The 17,592-nt window shown below is 60.6% G+C and carries 9 protein-coding genes; all 9 read left to right on the top strand.

Features of this window, described 5'->3' with window-relative positions:
• Positions 1-59 precede the first annotated feature (59 nt).
• The 9 genes from ACZ9DP_RS16630 (at position 60) to ACZ9DP_RS16590 (ending at position 17,586) form a co-directional block, all read left to right on the top strand.
• The gene (locus ACZ9DP_RS16630; RefSeq protein ID WP_372414093.1) at positions 60-3,383 is read left to right on the top strand and encodes a transglutaminase family protein; all 3,324 of its coding nucleotides are present in this window, start codon (positions 60-62) and stop codon (positions 3,381-3,383) included.
• Between the two features lie 14 nt (positions 3,384-3,397).
• A complete protein-coding gene (locus tag ACZ9DP_RS16625) occupies positions 3,398-5,818 on the top strand; it encodes a circularly permuted type 2 ATP-grasp protein (protein ID WP_476202939.1) in 2,421 nt (806 codons plus the stop codon).
• Complete coding sequence (locus ACZ9DP_RS16620; protein WP_476202938.1) at positions 5,815-6,702, top strand: transglutaminase family protein; 888 nt, start codon at positions 5,815-5,817, stop codon at positions 6,700-6,702. The genes ACZ9DP_RS16625 and ACZ9DP_RS16620 overlap by 4 nt, the downstream gene beginning before the upstream one ends.
• Before the next feature lie 378 nt (positions 6,703-7,080).
• Complete coding sequence (locus tag ACZ9DP_RS16615) at positions 7,081-8,223, top strand: pilus assembly protein TadG-related protein (RefSeq protein WP_476202936.1); 1,143 nt, start codon at positions 7,081-7,083, stop codon at positions 8,221-8,223.
• 327 nt (positions 8,224-8,550) lie between these two features.
• Positions 8,551-11,013, top strand: coding sequence for a glycogen/starch/alpha-glucan phosphorylase (locus ACZ9DP_RS16610; RefSeq protein ID WP_074070433.1), 2,463 nt, complete (start codon positions 8,551-8,553; stop codon positions 11,011-11,013).
• On the top strand, positions 11,010-13,217 hold the full coding sequence (glgB, locus tag ACZ9DP_RS16605) for a 1,4-alpha-glucan branching protein GlgB (protein WP_283069558.1): 2,208 nt from the start codon (positions 11,010-11,012) through the stop codon (positions 13,215-13,217). Before ACZ9DP_RS16610 ends, glgB begins: the two co-directional genes overlap by 4 nt.
• Positions 13,218-13,239: 22 nt before the next feature.
• A complete protein-coding gene (glgC, locus tag ACZ9DP_RS16600) occupies positions 13,240-14,502 on the top strand; it encodes a glucose-1-phosphate adenylyltransferase (RefSeq protein WP_074069678.1) in 1,263 nt (420 codons plus the stop codon).
• A gap of 4 nt (positions 14,503-14,506) precedes the next feature.
• On the top strand, positions 14,507-15,949 hold the full coding sequence (gene glgA / locus ACZ9DP_RS16595) for a glycogen synthase GlgA (RefSeq protein WP_476202935.1): 1,443 nt from the start codon (positions 14,507-14,509) through the stop codon (positions 15,947-15,949).
• Positions 15,950-15,954: 5 nt separating this feature from the next.
• Entirely contained in the window at positions 15,955-17,586 is a 1,632-nt protein-coding gene (locus ACZ9DP_RS16590; protein ID WP_476202934.1) for an alpha-D-glucose phosphate-specific phosphoglucomutase, read from the top strand.
• Positions 17,587-17,592 lie beyond the last annotated feature (6 nt).

Below are 17,592 nucleotides of genomic sequence, written 5' to 3'. Positions count from 1 at the left end.
ACTATCGCGTCGGGAACAGCAAATGCCGCATAACGATGTGGCGTCGGACAAGGCAAAATATGTCGATCAAAGCCAGTATCTATCATCTGACGCACTACAAATACGACAGGCCGGTCCGCCTTGGGCCGCAGGTCATCCGCCTCAAGCCCGCCTCGCATTCAAAAACGCACGTGCTCAGTCATTCGTTGAAGGTCACGCCGTCGAACCATTTCGTGAACCTGCAGCAGGACCCCTACGGGAATTATCTTGCTCGCTATGTCTTTCCCGACCCGGTGACCGAATTCAAGATCGAGGTCGATCTCGTCGCCGACATGACGGTCTACAACCCCTTCGACTTCTTCGTCGAAGAAGAGGCCACCAAATGGCCCTTCGACTATCCGCAGACGATCCAGGAAGACCTCTCGATCTACATGAAACCGGAGGCCCCCGGCCCGCGGCTCAAGGCTTTCCTCGAAACGCTCGACTATTCGCCGGGCCAGCCGACCGTTGACATGATCGTCGGCCTCAACGCCCGCCTGCAGCAGCAGATCGGCTATGTCATCCGCATGGAGGCCGGCGTCCAGACGCCGGAGGACACGCTTGAAAGCGCCAGAGGCTCCTGCCGTGATACGAGTTGGCTGCTCGTTCAGGTTCTCCGTCACCTTGGCCTCGCCGCCCGCTTCGTCTCCGGCTACCTCATTCAGTTGACGCCCGACCTGAAGGCCCTTGACGGCCCCTCCGGTACGGAGGTCGATTTCACCGACCTGCATGCCTGGGCCGAAGTCTATCTACCCGGCGCCGGCTGGGTCGGCCTCGATCCGACATCCGGACTGCTCACCGGCGAAAGCCACATCCCGCTCGCCGCAACCCCGCATTATAGCAACGCCGCCCCGATCTCCGGCGGCTATTTCGGCGAAGCCAATACCGAGTTCGCCTTCGACATGAAGGTCGCCCGTGTCGCCGAACATCCGCGCATCACCAAGCCCTTCTCCGAGGAGAGCTGGAACGAGCTCGACGCACTTGGCAAAAAAGTGGATCGTATCCTCAAAGCAGAAGATGTGCGCTTAACGATGGGCGGCGAGCCCACTTTCGTGTCGATCGACGATTTCGAATCCGAAGAGTGGAATACCGCCGCCGTAGGCCCGACCAAGCGGGAGAAAGCCGACAGCCTGATCCGCAGGCTGCGCCAGCGCTTCGCCCCGGGCGGCTTCCTGCATTACGGACAGGGCAAGTGGTATCCCGGCGAAAGCCTGCCGCGCTGGACCTTCTCACTCTACTGGCGCAAGGACGGAAAGCCGATCTGGCAGAATCCGGATTTGATCGCAGTAGAAGGCGCTGACACCGTCGCCAAGGCGGAAGACGCCGAGCGGCTGCTCACCGGCATCGCGCGCGAGCTGGCGATTACGCCTGATATGGTGCTGCCGGCCTATGAGGATCCCGCCGAGTGGATCGTCAAGGAGGGAAGCCTTCCCGAAAATGTCGATCCGTCGAACTCCAAGCTGAAGGATCCGGAAGAACGCAACCGCATCGCCCGCGTTTTCGAACGTGGCCTGACGGTTCCGACAGGTTATATCCTTCCCGTTCAAGCCTGGAATGCTCAGGCTTCAGGGCACCGCTGGATCAGCGAGAAATGGCAGACCCGGCGCGGCAAGATTTTCCTCGTCCCAGGCGACAGCCCTGTCGGATACCGTCTGCCGCTTGGTACGCTCCCTTACGTGCCGCCATCGCAATATCCCTATATCCACATCGCCGACCCATCGATCCCGCGCCAGCCCCTGCCCGAAGTTTTCGTGCCCGCCGGCCGCGCCATGCCGGAGGCCTCCTTCCAGCGCGACGAGAGCGGCCAGAGCCGTGTGGAACAGACGCTCGGCGAAATCGGCGGGGCGGTTCGCACGGCGATATCGGTCGAGCCGCGCGACGGCCGGCTTTGCGTCTTCATGCCGCCCGTCGAGCGCATTGAAGACTATCTCGAACTCATCGCAGCCGCCGAAAACGCAGCGGCCGAACTTGGGCTTGCCGTCCATATCGAGGGCTATTCGCCGCCTCAGGACGAGCGCATCAATGTCATTCGTGTCGCACCGGATCCAGGCGTCATCGAGGTGAATATCCACCCCGCCTCGAACTGGCAGGATTGCGTCGCAATCACCACCGCGATCTACGAAGAAGCGCGGATGACGCGTCTCGGCGCCGACAAGTTCATGATCGACGGCCGTCACACGGGCACGGGCGGCGGCAACCATGTCGTCGTCGGCGGCGCAAATCCGAACGACAGCCCGTTCCTGCGCCGGCCCGACCTCTTGAAGAGCCTCGTGCTGCACTGGCAGCGGCATCCCTCGCTCTCCTATCTCTTCTCCGGCATGTTCATCGGACCGACCAGCCAGGCGCCGCGCATCGACGAGGCCAGGCACGACAGCCTGTACGAGTTGGAAATCGCCCTCGCCCAGGTGCCCGCACCCGGCCGCGGCCCGTCGCCGCTTCCCTGGCTGACCGACCGCCTGTTCCGCAATCTCCTGATCGACGTGACGGGCAACACCCACCGTGCCGAAATCTGCATCGACAAGCTGTTTTCGCCGGATGGGCCGACCGGACGTCTCGGTCTCGTAGAGTTCCGCGGCTTCGAAATGCCCCCGAATGCGCGCATGTCGCTCGCTCAGCAATTGATGGTCCGCGCCCTCATTGCCCGCTTCTGGAAAAATCCCGCCGACGGCAAGTTCGTGCGCTGGGGCACTTCCCTGCACGATCGCTTCATGCTGCCGCATTTCGTCTGGGCCGATTTCCTGGATGTGCTTGCCGATCTCAAAGAAAACGGCTTCGAGGTCAGCCCGGAGTGGTTCAAGGCACAACTCGAATTCCGCTTCCCCTTCTGCGGCGAAGTGGAATACGAGGGCTCGAAACTCGAGCTTCGCCAGGCGCTCGAACCCTGGCACGTCATGGGCGAGGAAGGCGCGATTGGCGGCACCGTTCGATATGTCGACAGCTCGGTCGAACGACTTCAGGTTCGCCTCGAAACCAGTAATTCCTCGCGCTACACCGTCACCTGCAACGGCCGAACGGTGCCGCTGACACCGACAGGGACGTCCGGCGTGTCCGTCGCCGGCGTCCGCTTCAAGGCGTGGCAGCCGGCCTCGGGCCTGCATCCGGTCCTGCCGGTGAATACGCCGCTGACATTTGACATTTATGATACATGGTCGAAGCGTTCGATCGGCGGCTGCATCTATCATGTTGCCCATCCGGGCGGGCGCAACTATGACACCTTCCCGGTAAACGGCAACGAAGCGGAAGCAAGGCGGCTCTCCCGATTCGAACCGTGGGGACATACGGCGGGCGGCTTCATTCCGCGCGCCGAGATCGGTTCGCCGGAATTCCCGCTGACGCTGGATCTCCGCAGGCCGGCAGGCATTTGACGAGCTAGGTTTTAATGGGCAAGAAACCGGCAATGGAGAAACGTAGGGACGAGGTTCCAAGCCGCGGCGGCAACGATGCGGCGTTCGGCTATGCGCCCCTGCCCGGCATTGCCGACGAGATGGTCGATAACAACGGCGCCATCCGCCCGGTCTGGCAGCGCTTTCTTGCGGGCTTCGGGGCAATTCCCGAGAAGGAACTGACCGAGCGCTTCGCCCGAGCCGACCGCTATCTGCGCGATGCCGGCGTATTCTACCGCGCCTATGGCAGCAAGGGCACCGGCGAGCGCTCCTGGCCGCTGTCGCATATCCCGGTCCTGATCGACGAGCGCGAATGGCAGGCGCTTTCCGCCGGCCTGGTGCAGCGCGCCGATCTGCTTGAGGCGATCGTTGCCGATATCTATGGCGACAACAAGCTGGTCGACGAAGGCTTCCTGCCGCCTGGCCTGATCGCCGCCAACCCGGAATTCCAACGCCCGCTTGCAGGCGTAAAGCCGGCGACCGGCCACTACCTGCATTTCTGCGCCTTCGAGATTGGCCGCGGCCCGGACGGAAACTGGTGGGTTCTGGCCGACCGTACACAGGCGCCGTCAGGTGCAGGCTTCGCGCTTGAAAGCCGCGTTGCCACCACGCGCGCCTTCTCCGATATCTATGCCGAAACCCCGGTTCACCGTCTCGCCTCCTTCTTCGGCGCCTTCCGCGATGCGTTGCAGACGATGAAACATTCCGGCGACGACCGCATCGGCGTTCTGACCCCCGGACCGGCAAACGAAACCTACTATGAACACGCCTATATCGCCCGCTATCTCGGCTTCATGCTTCTCGAAGGCGAAGATCTGACGGTGGTCAATGGCCGCGTCATGGTTCGCACGGTGGCTGGCCTGAAGCCGATCGGCGTCCTCTGGCGGCGCCTCGATTCCGCCTATGCCGATCCGCTGGAGCTGAACCAGAATTCGCATATCGGCACCCCCGGTCTGGTCGAGGCACTGCGTGCTGAATCGGTGACGATCGTCAATGCTCTCGGGACCGGCATCCTCGAGACGCGCGCCTTGCTCGCTTTCATGCCGACGATCTGTCGCCGCCTGCTTGGCGAAAAACTGTACCTGCCGTCGATCGCCACTTGGTGGTGCGGGCAGAAGGAGGAGCGCGAACACGTCGCGAAGAACATCGAGAAGATGGTGATCGGTCCCGCCTATTCGCGCGCTCCCTTCTTCGACGATAGCGGCGAGTCCGTCCTCGGCTCGTCGCTGCGCGCAACGGCAAAGGATTCGATCACCGACTGGCTGAACTCCGACGGCCCGAAACTCGTCGGCCAGGAAGTCGTCACGCTGTCGACGACGCCGGCCTGGGTAGACGGAAAGCTGACGCCGCGGCCGATGTCGCTTCGCGTCTTCGCCGCTCGCACGGCGAATGGCTGGCAGATCATGCCGGGCGGCTTTGCCCGCATCGGCGCCGGCGATGACGCCGCTGCGATCGCCATGCAGTCGGGCGGCGCGGCGGCAGACGTCTGGATCGTCAGCGACAAGCCGGTCGAGCGCCATACCCTTCTGCCTGCCGAAGGAAGCTTCACCCGCAACATGCCGGGCAGCCTGCCAAGTCGGGCGGCCGACAATCTCTTCTGGCTCGGCCGCTATATCGAGCGCGCCGAAGGAGCGCTGCGCATCCTTCGCGCCTGGCACGCCCGTTACGCCGAAGCTGCCGATCCGAGTCAGCCGCTGCTTGCCGATGTTTCGGAATATCTCGCTGCCGTCGACATCGGCACGGAAGAAGCCGTGCCCGAAACGCTCCTGCGCAACATCGACAGCGCCGTCTATTCCGCCAGTAATATCCGCGACCGGTTCTCGCCGGATGGCTGGCTGGCCCTGAACGACCTAGCCAAGACCGCGCACCGCTTCCATGTCAGCGTTGCAGCGGGCGACGACGCCAGCCATGCCATGACGATCCTGCTGCGCAAGCTCGCGGGCTTCGCAGGTCTCGTGCATGAAAACATGTATCGCTTCACCGGATGGCGCTTCCTCTCGCTCGGTCGCTATATCGAGCGCGGCCTGCACATGACGCGTCTTCTCGGCCACATGTCCGGCCCCGATGCCCCTGATGGCGCGCTGGATATGCTGCTCGAAATCGGCGATAGCGTCATGACCCACCGCCGCCGGTACAACGTCAACACCGCCCGCCTGACCGTCACGGACCTTCTGGCGCTCGACCCGCTAAACCCACGTTCGGTTCTCTTCCAGATGAACGAGATCCATCGCGAGGTCGAGCAGCTGCCGAACGCCTTCGTCAACGGCCAGATGTCGCCATTCTACCGCGAGGCCATGCGCCTGCATTCCGGCCTCGCCGTCATGACGCCGGAAACGATGACCGGCGAGTTCTACAAGAAGTTTGAACGCGAGCTCGAGCTGCTGTCCGACCTTCTCGCCCAGACCTACCTCGGGTGACCGCCGTGCTCTACGACCTCACCCTGCACATGGGATACACCTACGACACGCCGGCTTCCGGCGCGCGTCACATCATTCGGCTGATGCCGCTTTCGCTGCCCGACCGGCAGCGGCTGGTCGCAGGCTCGATTACCATATCTCCGTCGCCGGACGAGCAATCGCATTTCACCGATTTCTTCCTCCATCCGGCAACATCCATCCTGCTGCGGTCGCCGCACGAGACGTTGGATATCCGCATGCAGGCCCGCGTGCAGGTCGATAGCCGTTCGATCGCCGCCGATTTCTCACCGGATCTCGACCGCCTGCCGAAGGAGGTCGCCGGCGTCTGGTCGCTGGAGCCTGACTCTCCGCATCATTTCATCGCCAGCAGCCCTCGTCTCACGGAAACCCGCGCCATTTCGGACTATGCCCGGGACTGCGCGCCGCCCGGCCTTACCGTGCTGCAGATCGCCAATGCCTTGTGCACCCGCATCAACAAGGATTTCACCTACGATACGGAAGCAACGACGGTAGATTCCACGGCTCTCGACGCTTTCACCCTGAAGCGCGGCGTCTGCCAGGATTTCGTCCATGTGATGATCCTGGCGCTCCGCAGCCTCGGCATCCCGGCAGGCTATGTCTCCGGCTTCCTGCGGACCATCCCACCGCCCGGCAAGGAACGGCTCGAAGGCGCTGACGCCATGCATGCCTGGGTCCGTGTCTGGTGCGGTGAAACCCTGGGCTGGATCGAACTCGACCCGACCAACGACATGCCCGCCGGCACCGACCACATCGTCGTCGCCTATGGCCGCGACTATTCCGACGTCGCCCCTGTCATCGGCGTCCTGAAAAGCTACGGCGGCCATCACGCCGTGCAGGCCGTCGACGTCATTCCGATCAAGTGATCGGAAGACAGGAATAGCCGCTGCTTCCTGGAGCCTCGAGACCAGCAAGACAACCCTGTCTCATATCTTTTTGACTGCCTGAATCCCGAAATCAACCGACCTTGGCGGAAGCATCCGCATGTCTTCCTGGCCTCTGTGCCGGAATGAGCCGATGGCCAGGGAAAGTGTGTAGGACTGACGCAGAACCCGCCGCCACAGACGTTAATGCGCAAAAGCGCCAGCTGTCCTCTTGGCGAGAAGGTTATCCGGCAAACGCAGTAGATCATGTCCCAAAATCGCAAGGTATCTGCAATTTTAACGATTACCTTAAAACCTGTGGTAACAACCGCGCTGTAGATATGGAGACAGTATAAACCCTCTCTTGCTGCAGGTGACATGATGTCTCCCATATCTTTTCTGCGCGCCAACATTACGCGCGCCTTACGCGATCGTTCCGGCAATTTCGCCATGATGACGGCGATTTTGATGCCAGTCGCGATTGGCGCCGCCGGGCTCGCCGTCGACGTATCCAACATGATGCTTTCGCAACGTCAGTTGCAGGAAGCCTCCGATTCGGCTGCGCTGGCTGCAGCCTCCGCGCTCGTCGCCGAAAAGGTCGATGTGAACGGTGCCAAGGAGCTTGCCAAGAACTTTGTCATCGGCCAGATGTCAAATTACATTGACGATTCCGACACCATCGCGGCCCTAAAGGATGCAATGTCTGTTGTTGTCACAGAAACCGCATCCGGTTCGGGCGGCAAGACTTACAAAGTTGAGGTCAAAACTGCCTACAACATGGGCAATAGCGCGCTGATGCGCATCTTGGGCAAGGAAAGCACGGAAATCGGCTCATTGTCCAAGACAGAGAGCAGCACCGAAAACACCGTCACAAAGAGCTCGCTCTCGATGTATCTCGTGCTCGACCGTTCGGGCTCGATGGCCGAGGATACTACGACCTCGCATACGTACACGGAAAGTTACAACTGTGGCTCGAGAAAGAACCCAAAGACCTGCGATCGAACCGTTACGGACTACTACACCAAGATCGAGGCATTGAAGCTGGCCGTTTCGAGCCTGCTGACCCAGTTGAATACCGCCGATCCCAATCTGCAATACGTCCGCACGGGCAGCGTCTCTTACAATATCGAAATGCAGTCGGCGTTGGACCTGGCCTGGGGAACGTCTGCCGTGTCAACCTACGTCCACGCTCTGACCGCGACAGGCGGGACAGATTCAAGCGATGCCTTTAAGACGGCATATGACAAGATTATCGACCCGGCCGAGAATACAGCGCATTTGAACAAGAACGGCCTGACACCCGACAAATACATTGTCTTCATGACGGACGGCAACAACAATTACACGTCAGCCGATACTGAAACCAAAAAAATGGTGCGACTTGGCGCGCGACAAAAATATCACGGTCTATACGGTTGCGTTCATGGCTCCCGATCGCGGCAAGGCGCTGCTAAGCTACTGCGCGACGAGCTCTTCAACCTATTTCGCAGCCGAGAACATGGCCTCGCTCGTCGCGGCCTTTAAGATAATCGGCTCATCGGCCGCCAAACAGAGCATACGCCTGACCCAATAAAATTCGGCGCTCATCCTTTCAAAGGAAAAGCCGCTCCGGAACAAACCGGGGCGGCTTTTCGTTTAGGGCTAATCTCGCGCATCAGACCGGGAAAACCAATTGAAATCAAGTCCCTTATGCCGGTGAACACGACGGTTTCGCAAATTTTTGCTTTCGCTAAATCCCTTGTTGCAAGTGCTTGGTAACGATGCATAAACTGCCGTGACCGGCGTGCGTGCAAAGTCGGCTTCGTCAGACGTAACGCACTGAAACTAAATCAAATTTGGCGAGATATGACGATGAACCCCGTTTCCAAGCCGACCATCCCTTCTCCCGCCCCGCGCAGTTCCCGCCCGGAAATTCTAGCCGAAGAAATCATCGAACGCCTGACTTACCGCATCGGCAAAGATGCAAAAGTTGCCAAGCCGCATGACTGGCTGACGGCGACTATCCTCGTCGTTCGCGACCGCATCATTGACAAATGGATGGAGTCGACGCGCAAGGTCTACGCGACAGGCGACAAGCGCGTTTACTACCTGTCGCTTGAGTTCCTGATCGGTCGCCTGATGCGCGATGCCGTCACGAACATGGGCCTGATGGAGCAGGTGCGCGATGCGCTCGCCTCCCTCGGCGTCGATGTCAACGTGATCGCCGGCCTCGAGCCGGATGCTGCTCTCGGCAACGGCGGCCTCGGGCGCCTCGCGGCCTGTTTCATGGAAAGCATGGCAACGGTCGAAGTGCCGGCCTATGGCTACGGCATCCGTTATGTCCACGGCCTCTTCCGTCAGCAGCTTGCCGACGGCTGGCAAGTGGAATTGCCGGAAAGCTGGCTCGCGCATGGCAACCCCTGGGAATTCGAACGTCGCGAAAGCGCCTATGAAATCGGCTACGGCGGCACCGTCGACGTCGCCAACAATGCCGAAGGCGAGCCGCGCTATGTCTGGAAGCCGGCAGAGCGCGTCATTGCCGCTGCCTTCGACACACCGGTGGTCGGCTGGCGCGGCAAGCGCGTCAACACGCTGCGTCTCTGGTCGGCCCAGCCGATCGACCCGATCCTGCTCGACGCCTTCAATGCCGGCGACCATATCGGTGCTCTGCGCGAAAGCAACAAGGCGGAAAGCCTGACGCGCGTGCTCTATCCGGCAGACGCGACGCCCGCCGGACAGGAGCTGCGCCTTCGCCAGGAATTCTTCTTCTCCTCCGCCTCGCTTCAGGACATCCTGCGCCGCCACCTGCAGCAGTATGACGATTTCACGTCGCTGCCGGACAAGGTGGCGATCCAGCTGAATGACACGCACCCCGCCGTTTCGGTTGCCGAGCTGACGCGCCTGCTCTGTGACGTTCACGGCATGGATTTCGAGCAGGCCTTCGATATCGTCCGCCGCACGATTTCCTACACCAACCACACGCTCCTGCCGGAAGCTCTCGAGACCTGGCCGATCCCGCTCTTCGAACGGCTGCTGCCGCGTCACATGCAGCTGATCTACGCGATCAATGCCAAGATTCTGCTTGAGGCCCGCAGGGAAAAGAACTTCTCCGACACCGAAATCCGGGCGATCTCGCTGATCGACGAGAGCGGCGACCGCCGGGTGCGGATGGGCAATCTCGCCTTCGTCGGCTCGCATTCGATCAACGGCGTATCCGCCTTGCATACCGAACTCATGAAGGTCACGGTCTTTGCGGACCTGCACAAGCTCTATCCGAACCGCATCAACAACAAGACGAACGGCATCACGCCACGCCGCTGGCTGCAGCAATGCAACCCCGGACTCACCAGCCTTATCCGCGAGGCGATCGGCGACGAATTCATGGATGACGCCGAAAAGCTCAAGCCGCTCGAAAAATTCGCCACCGATCCGAGCTTCCAGGAAAAGTTCGGCTCCGTGAAGCGCGCGAACAAGGTGGCGCTCTCCAATCTTGTCGCCAGCCGCATGGGCGTGAAGCTTGATCCTTCCGCGATGTTCGACATTCAGATCAAGCGCATCCACGAGTACAAGCGCCAATTGCTCAACGTTGTCGAGGCGGTCGCTCTCTACGACCAGATCCGCTCGCATCCCGAACTCGACTGGGTGCCGCGTGTGAAGCTCTTTGCCGGCAAGGCGGCGCCGAGCTATCACAATGCCAAGCTCATCATCAAGCTCATCAACGACGTCGCCCGCACGATCAACAACGACCCGGCCGTCCGCGGCCTCCTGAAAGTGGTCTTCGTGCCCAATTACAACGTCTCGCTTGCCGAGGTCATGGTGCCCGCCGCCGACCTCTCCGAGCAGATTTCGACGGCCGGCATGGAAGCCTCCGGCACCGGCAACATGAAGTTCGGTTTGAACGGAGCGCTCACGATCGGCACCCTGGACGGGGCGAATGTCGAAATGCGCGACAATGTCGGCGCCGACAATATCGTTATCTTCGGCCTGCGCGCCGATGAAGTCGCCGATGCCCGCACCGATGGACACAACCCACGCGCCATCATCGAAAGCTCCCGGGAACTGTCGCAGGCGCTGGCTTCGATTGCCGGCGGCGTCTTCTCGCCGGATGACCGCAATCGCTACGCCCAGCTGATCGATGGCATTTATTCGCACGACTGGTTTATGGTCGCCGCCGATTTCGACGCCTATGCAGCCGCCCAGCGGGACGTGGACCAGATCTGGAACAAGCCGTCCTCCTGGTATGCCAAGACCATCAACAATACCGCGCGAATGGGCTGGTTCTCCTCCGACCGCACGATCCGGCAGTATGCCGATGAAATCTGGAGAGCCGGATGAAAACGCCGAAAGTCGCCCTTGAAGTAAAGCGTCCCTGGGAAATTTCGGCAGACGAAATAACGGCAATCCTTGCCGGCTCGCACGCTAATCCATTTGCTGTGCTCGGCGTGCATGAGGCAGGTGACAGCTACGCTGCCCGCTGCTTCATTCCCGGCGCCGAAGAAGTCACCGCCTTGACCCTCGACGGCAGCGTCATTGGCGAACTGACGCAGCTCCATCCGGATGGCTTTTTCGCTGGCCCGGTCGCGCTGGCGAAACGGCAGCCGGTGCGCTACCGCGCCCGGCGCGACGATGCGGAATGGGCCGTCACCGACCCGTACAGCTTCGGCCCCGTGCTCGGCCCGATGGACGATTACTACGCGCGTGAAGGCTCGCATCTCCGCCTCTTCGACAAGATGGGGGCGCACTGGATCAAGCACGAAGGCGCGCAGGGAATCCATTTTGCCGTCTGGGCGCCGAATGCCCAGCGCGTTTCCGTCGTCGGCGATTTCAACAATTGGGACGGACGCCGACATGTGATGCGTTTTCGCGCCAGCGCCGGCATATGGGAAATCTTTGCGCCGGATGTCCCGACGGGCGTCCCTTACAAGTTCGAGATCCGCGGCCATGACGGCGTTCTCCTGCCGCTGAAAGCCGACCCTTTTGCGCGGCGCAGCGAATTTCGTCCGAAGACGGCCTCCGTCGTTGCGCCTGAACTTCTGCAGGAATGGCAGGACGAAGACCACCTCAAACACTGGAGCGAAACCGACAAGCGCCGCCAACCGATCTCGATCTATGAGGTGCATGCCGGTTCATGGCAGCGCCATCAGGATGGTTCCTTCCTCTCCTGGGACGAGCTTGCTTCCAGCCTCATCCCCTACTGCGTCGACATGGGCTTCACCCATATCGAATTCCTTCCGATCACCGAACATCCCTACGATCCGTCATGGGGCTACCAGACCACCGGCCTTTACGCGCCGAGCGCCCGCTTCGGCGAACCGGAAGGTTTTGCGCGTTTCGTGAACGGCTGCCACAAGGTCGGCATCGGTGTCATTCTCGACTGGGTGCCCGCGCACTTCCCCACCGACGAACACGGCCTCGGCTGGTTCGACGGCACTGCACTTTACGAGCATGAGGATCCGCGCAAAGGTTTCCACCCGGATTGGAATACGGCGATCTACAATTTCGGCCGTACCGAGGTTCAATCCTATCTCGTCAACAACGCGCTCTATTGGGCGGAGAAATTCCATCTCGACGGCCTGCGTGTCGATGCCGTCGCCTCGATGCTCTATCTCGATTACTCGCGCAACCACGGCGAATGGATTCCGAACGAATACGGCGGCAACGAAAACCTCGAGGCCGTCCGCTTCCTTCAGGACATGAACACCCGCATCTACGCCGAGCACCCGGGCGTCATGACCATTGCCGAGGAATCGACCTCCTGGCCGAAGGTCTCGCAGCCGGTGCATGAAGGCGGCCTCGGCTTCGGCTTCAAGTGGAACATGGGCTTCATGCACGACACGCTGAGCTACATGAAGCGTGATCCGATATATCGCAGGCATCACCACAACGAACTGACCTTCGGCCTGCTCTACGCCTATTCGGAAAACTTTGTTCTGCCACTCTCCCATGACGAAGTGGTGCACGGCAAAGGTTCGCTGATCGCAAAGATGCCTGGCGATGACTGGCAGAAATTCGCAAACCTGCGCGCCTACTATGCCTTCATGTGGGGCTACCCCGGCAAGAAACTGCTCTTCATGGGCCAGGAATTTGCGCAATGGAGCGAATGGAGCGAGGCAACCTCGCTCGACTGGAACCTGCTGCAATACCGCATGCACGAAGGCATGCGCCGCCTCGTACGCGACCTCAACTTCACCTACCGCTCCAAGCCGGCGTTGCACGCGCGCGATTGCGAAGGCGACGGTTTCGAATGGCTGATCGCCGACGATCACGAAAACTCCGTCTTTGCATGGCTACGCAAGGCACCGGAACACAAGCCGATCGCCGTCATCACCAATTTCACGCCGGCTTACCGCGAGAACTATTCCATCCGCCTGCCGCTCGAAGGCCGCTGGCGGGAAATCCTGAATACCGATGCCGATATCTACGGCGGCAGCGGCAAGGGAAATGGCGGGCGCGTGCAGGCCGTCAACGCCGGCGGCAGCATCGTTGCGTCGATCACCTTGCCGCCGCTGGCGACGATCATGCTTGAACCTGAGACTTGAAGACTGGTGGGAGGAGTAGACAATGGTAGAAAAGCGCATTCAGCCACTTGCCCGCGACGCAATGGCCTATGTTCTGGCCGGCGGCAGGGGGAGCCGCCTCAAGGAACTCACCGACCGGCGCGCCAAGCCGGCGGTCTATTTCGGCGGCAAATCACGTATCATCGACTTTGCACTGTCGAACGCGCTGAATTCCGGCATCCGCCGCATCGGCGTCGCGACGCAGTATAAGGCTCACTCTCTGATCCGCCATATGCAGCGTGGCTGGAACTTCTTCCGTCCCGAGCGAAACGAAAGCTTCGACATCCTGCCGGCCAGCCAGCGCGTCTCGGAAACGCAATGGTACGAAGGCACTGCCGACGCCGTCTATCAGAACATCGACATCATCGAGGATTACGGCGTCGAGTACATGGTCATCCTTGCAGGCGATCACGTCTACAAGATGGATTACGAGTGGATGCTGCAGCAGCACGTCGATTCGGGCGCGGATGTCACCATCGGCTGCCTGGAAGTGCCGCGCATGGAAGCCGTCGGCTTCGGCGTTATGCATGTGGACAAGGCCGACCGGATCATCGATTTCGTCGAAAAGCCCGCCAATCCGCCAGGCATTCCGGACAAACCTGATTTTGCGCTGGCGTCCATGGGGATCTACGTCTTCCACACCAAGTTCCTGATCGACGCATTGCGCCGCGACGCAGCCGATCCGAATTCCAGCAAGGATTTCGGCAAGGATATCATCCCCTATATCGTGAAGAACGGTAAGGCGGTCGCGCACCGCTTCGGCCAGTCCTGCGTCCGCTCGGATTTCGAGCACGAACCCTATTGGCGCGATGTCGGAACGATCGAAGCATACTGGCAGGCGAATATCGATCTGACGGCGATCGTCCCGGAACTTGATATTTATGACAAATCCTGGCCGATCTGGACCTATGCGGAAATCTCACCACCGGCAAAATTCGTCCACGACGACGAAGACCGCCGTGGCTCGGCCACTTCCTCGGTCGTCGCCGGCGATTGCATCATCTCCGGCGCCACGCTTCACAAAAGCCTTCTTTTCACCGGTGTTCGCGCTAACTCCTATTCGAAATTGGAGGGAGCCGTCGTCCTTCCGAGCGTGAAGGTCGGCCGGCGCGCGCAATTGAAAAACGTCGTGATCGATCATGGCGTCGTCATTCCGGAGGGCCTTGTCGTCGGCGAGGATCCGGAACTCGATGCCAAGCGGTTCCGGCGGACGGAAAGCGGTATTTGCCTGATTACGCAACCGATGCTCGATAAGTTGGATCTTTGAACATATGAAAGTTCTTTCGGTTGCGTCCGAAGTCTTCCCTTTGATCAAAACAGGGGGCCTTGCCGACGTGGCCGGCGCCCTGCCAATCGCACTCAAGCAGTTCGGCATTGAGACGAAGACCCTCATGCCCGGCTATCCGGCAGTCATGAAGGTCATTCGCGATCCGGTCGTTCGCCTGCAGTTCGATGATCTGCTGGGAGCGCCCGCGACGGTGCTGGAAGTGGAATATGAAGGCCTCGATATCCTCGTTCTCGACGCTCCTGCATATTACGATCGCGTGGGCGGTCCCTATCTCGACCACACGGGCAAGGACTATGCCGACAACTGGCGGCGTTTCGCGGCGCTATCGCTGGCGGCTGCCGAAATCGCCGCGGGCCTGATGCCGGACTGGCGGCCGGACCTCGTACATGCCCACGACTGGCAAGCCGCCATGACGCCGGTCTATATGCGCTACTATCCGACGCCTGAGCTGCCGACCGTTCTGACAATCCACAACATGGCATTCCAGGGCCAGTTCAGCGCCGACATCTTCCCGAGCCTGCGCCTGCCGCCGCATGCGTTCTCGACCGAAAGCATCGAATATTACGGCCATATCGGCTTCCTGAAAGGTGGCCTTCAGACTGCGCACGCGATCACCACCGTAAGCCCCACCTATGCCGAGGAAATCCTGACGAACGAGTTCGGCATGGGGCTGGAAGGTGTCATCGCCAGCCGCCGCGACGTGTTGCACGGCATCGTCAACGGCATTGATGCTGAAGTTTGGAATCCGGCAACCGATCCGGTCGTCCACACACATTACGGCGTCACGACACTTAAAAATCGCGAAGAGAACCGCAAATCGATCGCCGAATTCTTCCGCCTGCATGATGACGGCGCGCCGATCTTCAGCATCATCAGCCGCCTTACCTGGCAAAAGGGAATGGACGTGATCGCTGCGACTTGCGACGCAATCGTCGCCCTCGGCGGCAAGCTTGCCGTCCTCGGCTCCGGCGATCCAGCGCTTGAAGGCTCGCTGCTTGCCGCAGCCGCCCGTCATCCCGGCCGCATCGGCGTCTCGATCGGATATAACGAGCCGATGTCGCACCTGATGCAGGCCGGCTGCGATGCCATCATCATTCCTTCGCGTTTCGAACCTTGCGGTCTCACCCAGCTTTACGGCTTGCGTTATGGCTGCGTGCCGATCGTGGCACGCACCGGCGGTCTCAACGATACCGTGATCGATGCCAATCACGCCGCGCTTGCAGCGAAAGTCGCAACGGGGATACAGTTTTCTCCCGTCACCGCAGAGGGTATGTTGCAGGCAATCCGGCGTGCACTACATCTCTTCGCGGACCAAAAAGTCTGGACCCAATTGCAAAAGCAGGGCATGAAATCGGATGTCTCGTGGGAGAAGAGCGCCGAGCGCTACGCTGCCCTCTATTCAAGCCTCGCCCCGAAAGGCAAGTGACAGAAATGAACAAATCTGTATCCACAACGCCCTACCAGGACCAGAAACCCGGCACGTCGGGTCTCAGGAAGAAGGTCCCGGTCTTCCAGCAGCCGAACTATGCTGAGAACTTCATCCAATCGATTTTCGATTCTCTGGAAAGCTATCAGGGCAAGTGCCTCGTCATTGGCGGCGACGGACGCTACTACAATCGCGAGGTCATCCAGAAGGCGATCAAGATGGCCGCCGCCAACGGCTTTGGAAAGGTCATCGTTGGCAAAGGCGGCATTCTTTCGACCCCGGCTGCCTCGCACATCATTCGTAAATACAAGGCTTTCGGCGGCATTATCCTTTCTGCCAGCCACAATCCCGGCGGCCCGACCGAAGATTTCGGCATCAAATACAACGTCAACAACGGCGGGCCGGCGCCGGAAAAGATCACCGACGCGATCTATGCGCGCACCAGGGTGATCGACAGTTACAAGATCGCCGATTTCCCGGACGTGAACCTCGATCGCATCGGCAAGGAAGAACTGCCCGGCGGCATGATGCTTTCGGTCATCGACTCGGTCGAGGACTATACCGCGCTGATGGAGGAGCTCTTCGATTTCGGCGCGATCCGCAATCTGATCAGCCTCGGCTTCCGAATCGCCTTCGATGCGATGAGCGCCGTTACCGGCCCCTATGCCAAGGAAATCTTCGAAAACCGTCTTGGCGCGCCGCTCGGCTCGGTGCGAAATTTCATGCCGCTGCCGGATTTCGGCGGGCATCATCCGGATCCGAACCCTGTCCACTGCAAGGAACTCTATGACGAGATGATGGGCGAGGACGCGCCCGATTTCGGCGCCGCTTCGGACGGCGATGGCGACCGCAACCTCATCATCGGCCGCGGCATCTTCGTCACCCCTTCAGACAGCCTGGCGATCCTCGCAGCCAACGCCAATCTCGCGCCGGGATATTCCGGCGGCCTGGCAGGCATCGCACGCTCCATGCCGACCAGCGGTGCTGCCGACCGCGTCGCCGAAAAACGCGGCATCGGCATGTATGAAACGCCGACCGGCTGGAAATTCTTCGGCAATCTGCTCGACGCCGGCATGGCAACGATCTGCGGCGAGGAAAGCGCCGGAACCGGCTCCAGCCACGTCCGCGAGAAGGACGGCCTCTGGGCCGTACTCCTCTGGCTGAACATCCTTGCCGTCCGCGGCGAAAGCGTTCAGGACGTCGTTACCCAGCATTGGCAGACCTATGGCCGCAACTACTATTCCCGCCATGACTATGAAGGCGTGGATACCGACGCTGCAAACGGCCTGATCGATAATTTGCGCAGCCAGCTTGCAGCCCTGCCGGGCAAGACCTTCGGCGGCTTGACCGTCGAAAAAGCGGACGACTTCGCTTATCACGATCCGGTCGACAAGTCGGTCAGCGAACATCAGGGTATTCGCATTCTTTTTTCGGGAGGCTCGCGAGTCGTGTTCCGCCTCTCCGGCACCGGGACGTCCGGTGCGACGCTACGTCTTTACCTGGAGCGTTACGAGCCAGATTCGACCCGGCACAACATCGAGACGCAGGAGGCGCTGGCCGACCTGGTCGCCGCCGCGGAAAGCATCGCGGACATCCGCAAGCACACGGGCCGTGATGCACCTTCGGTGATCACCTGATCGGAG

This window comes from Rhizobium sp. USDA 4016, from assembly GCF_056279705.1.
The sequence above is the reverse complement of the archived record's forward strand: the minus strand, read 5'-3'. Positions and strand labels throughout refer to the sequence as shown.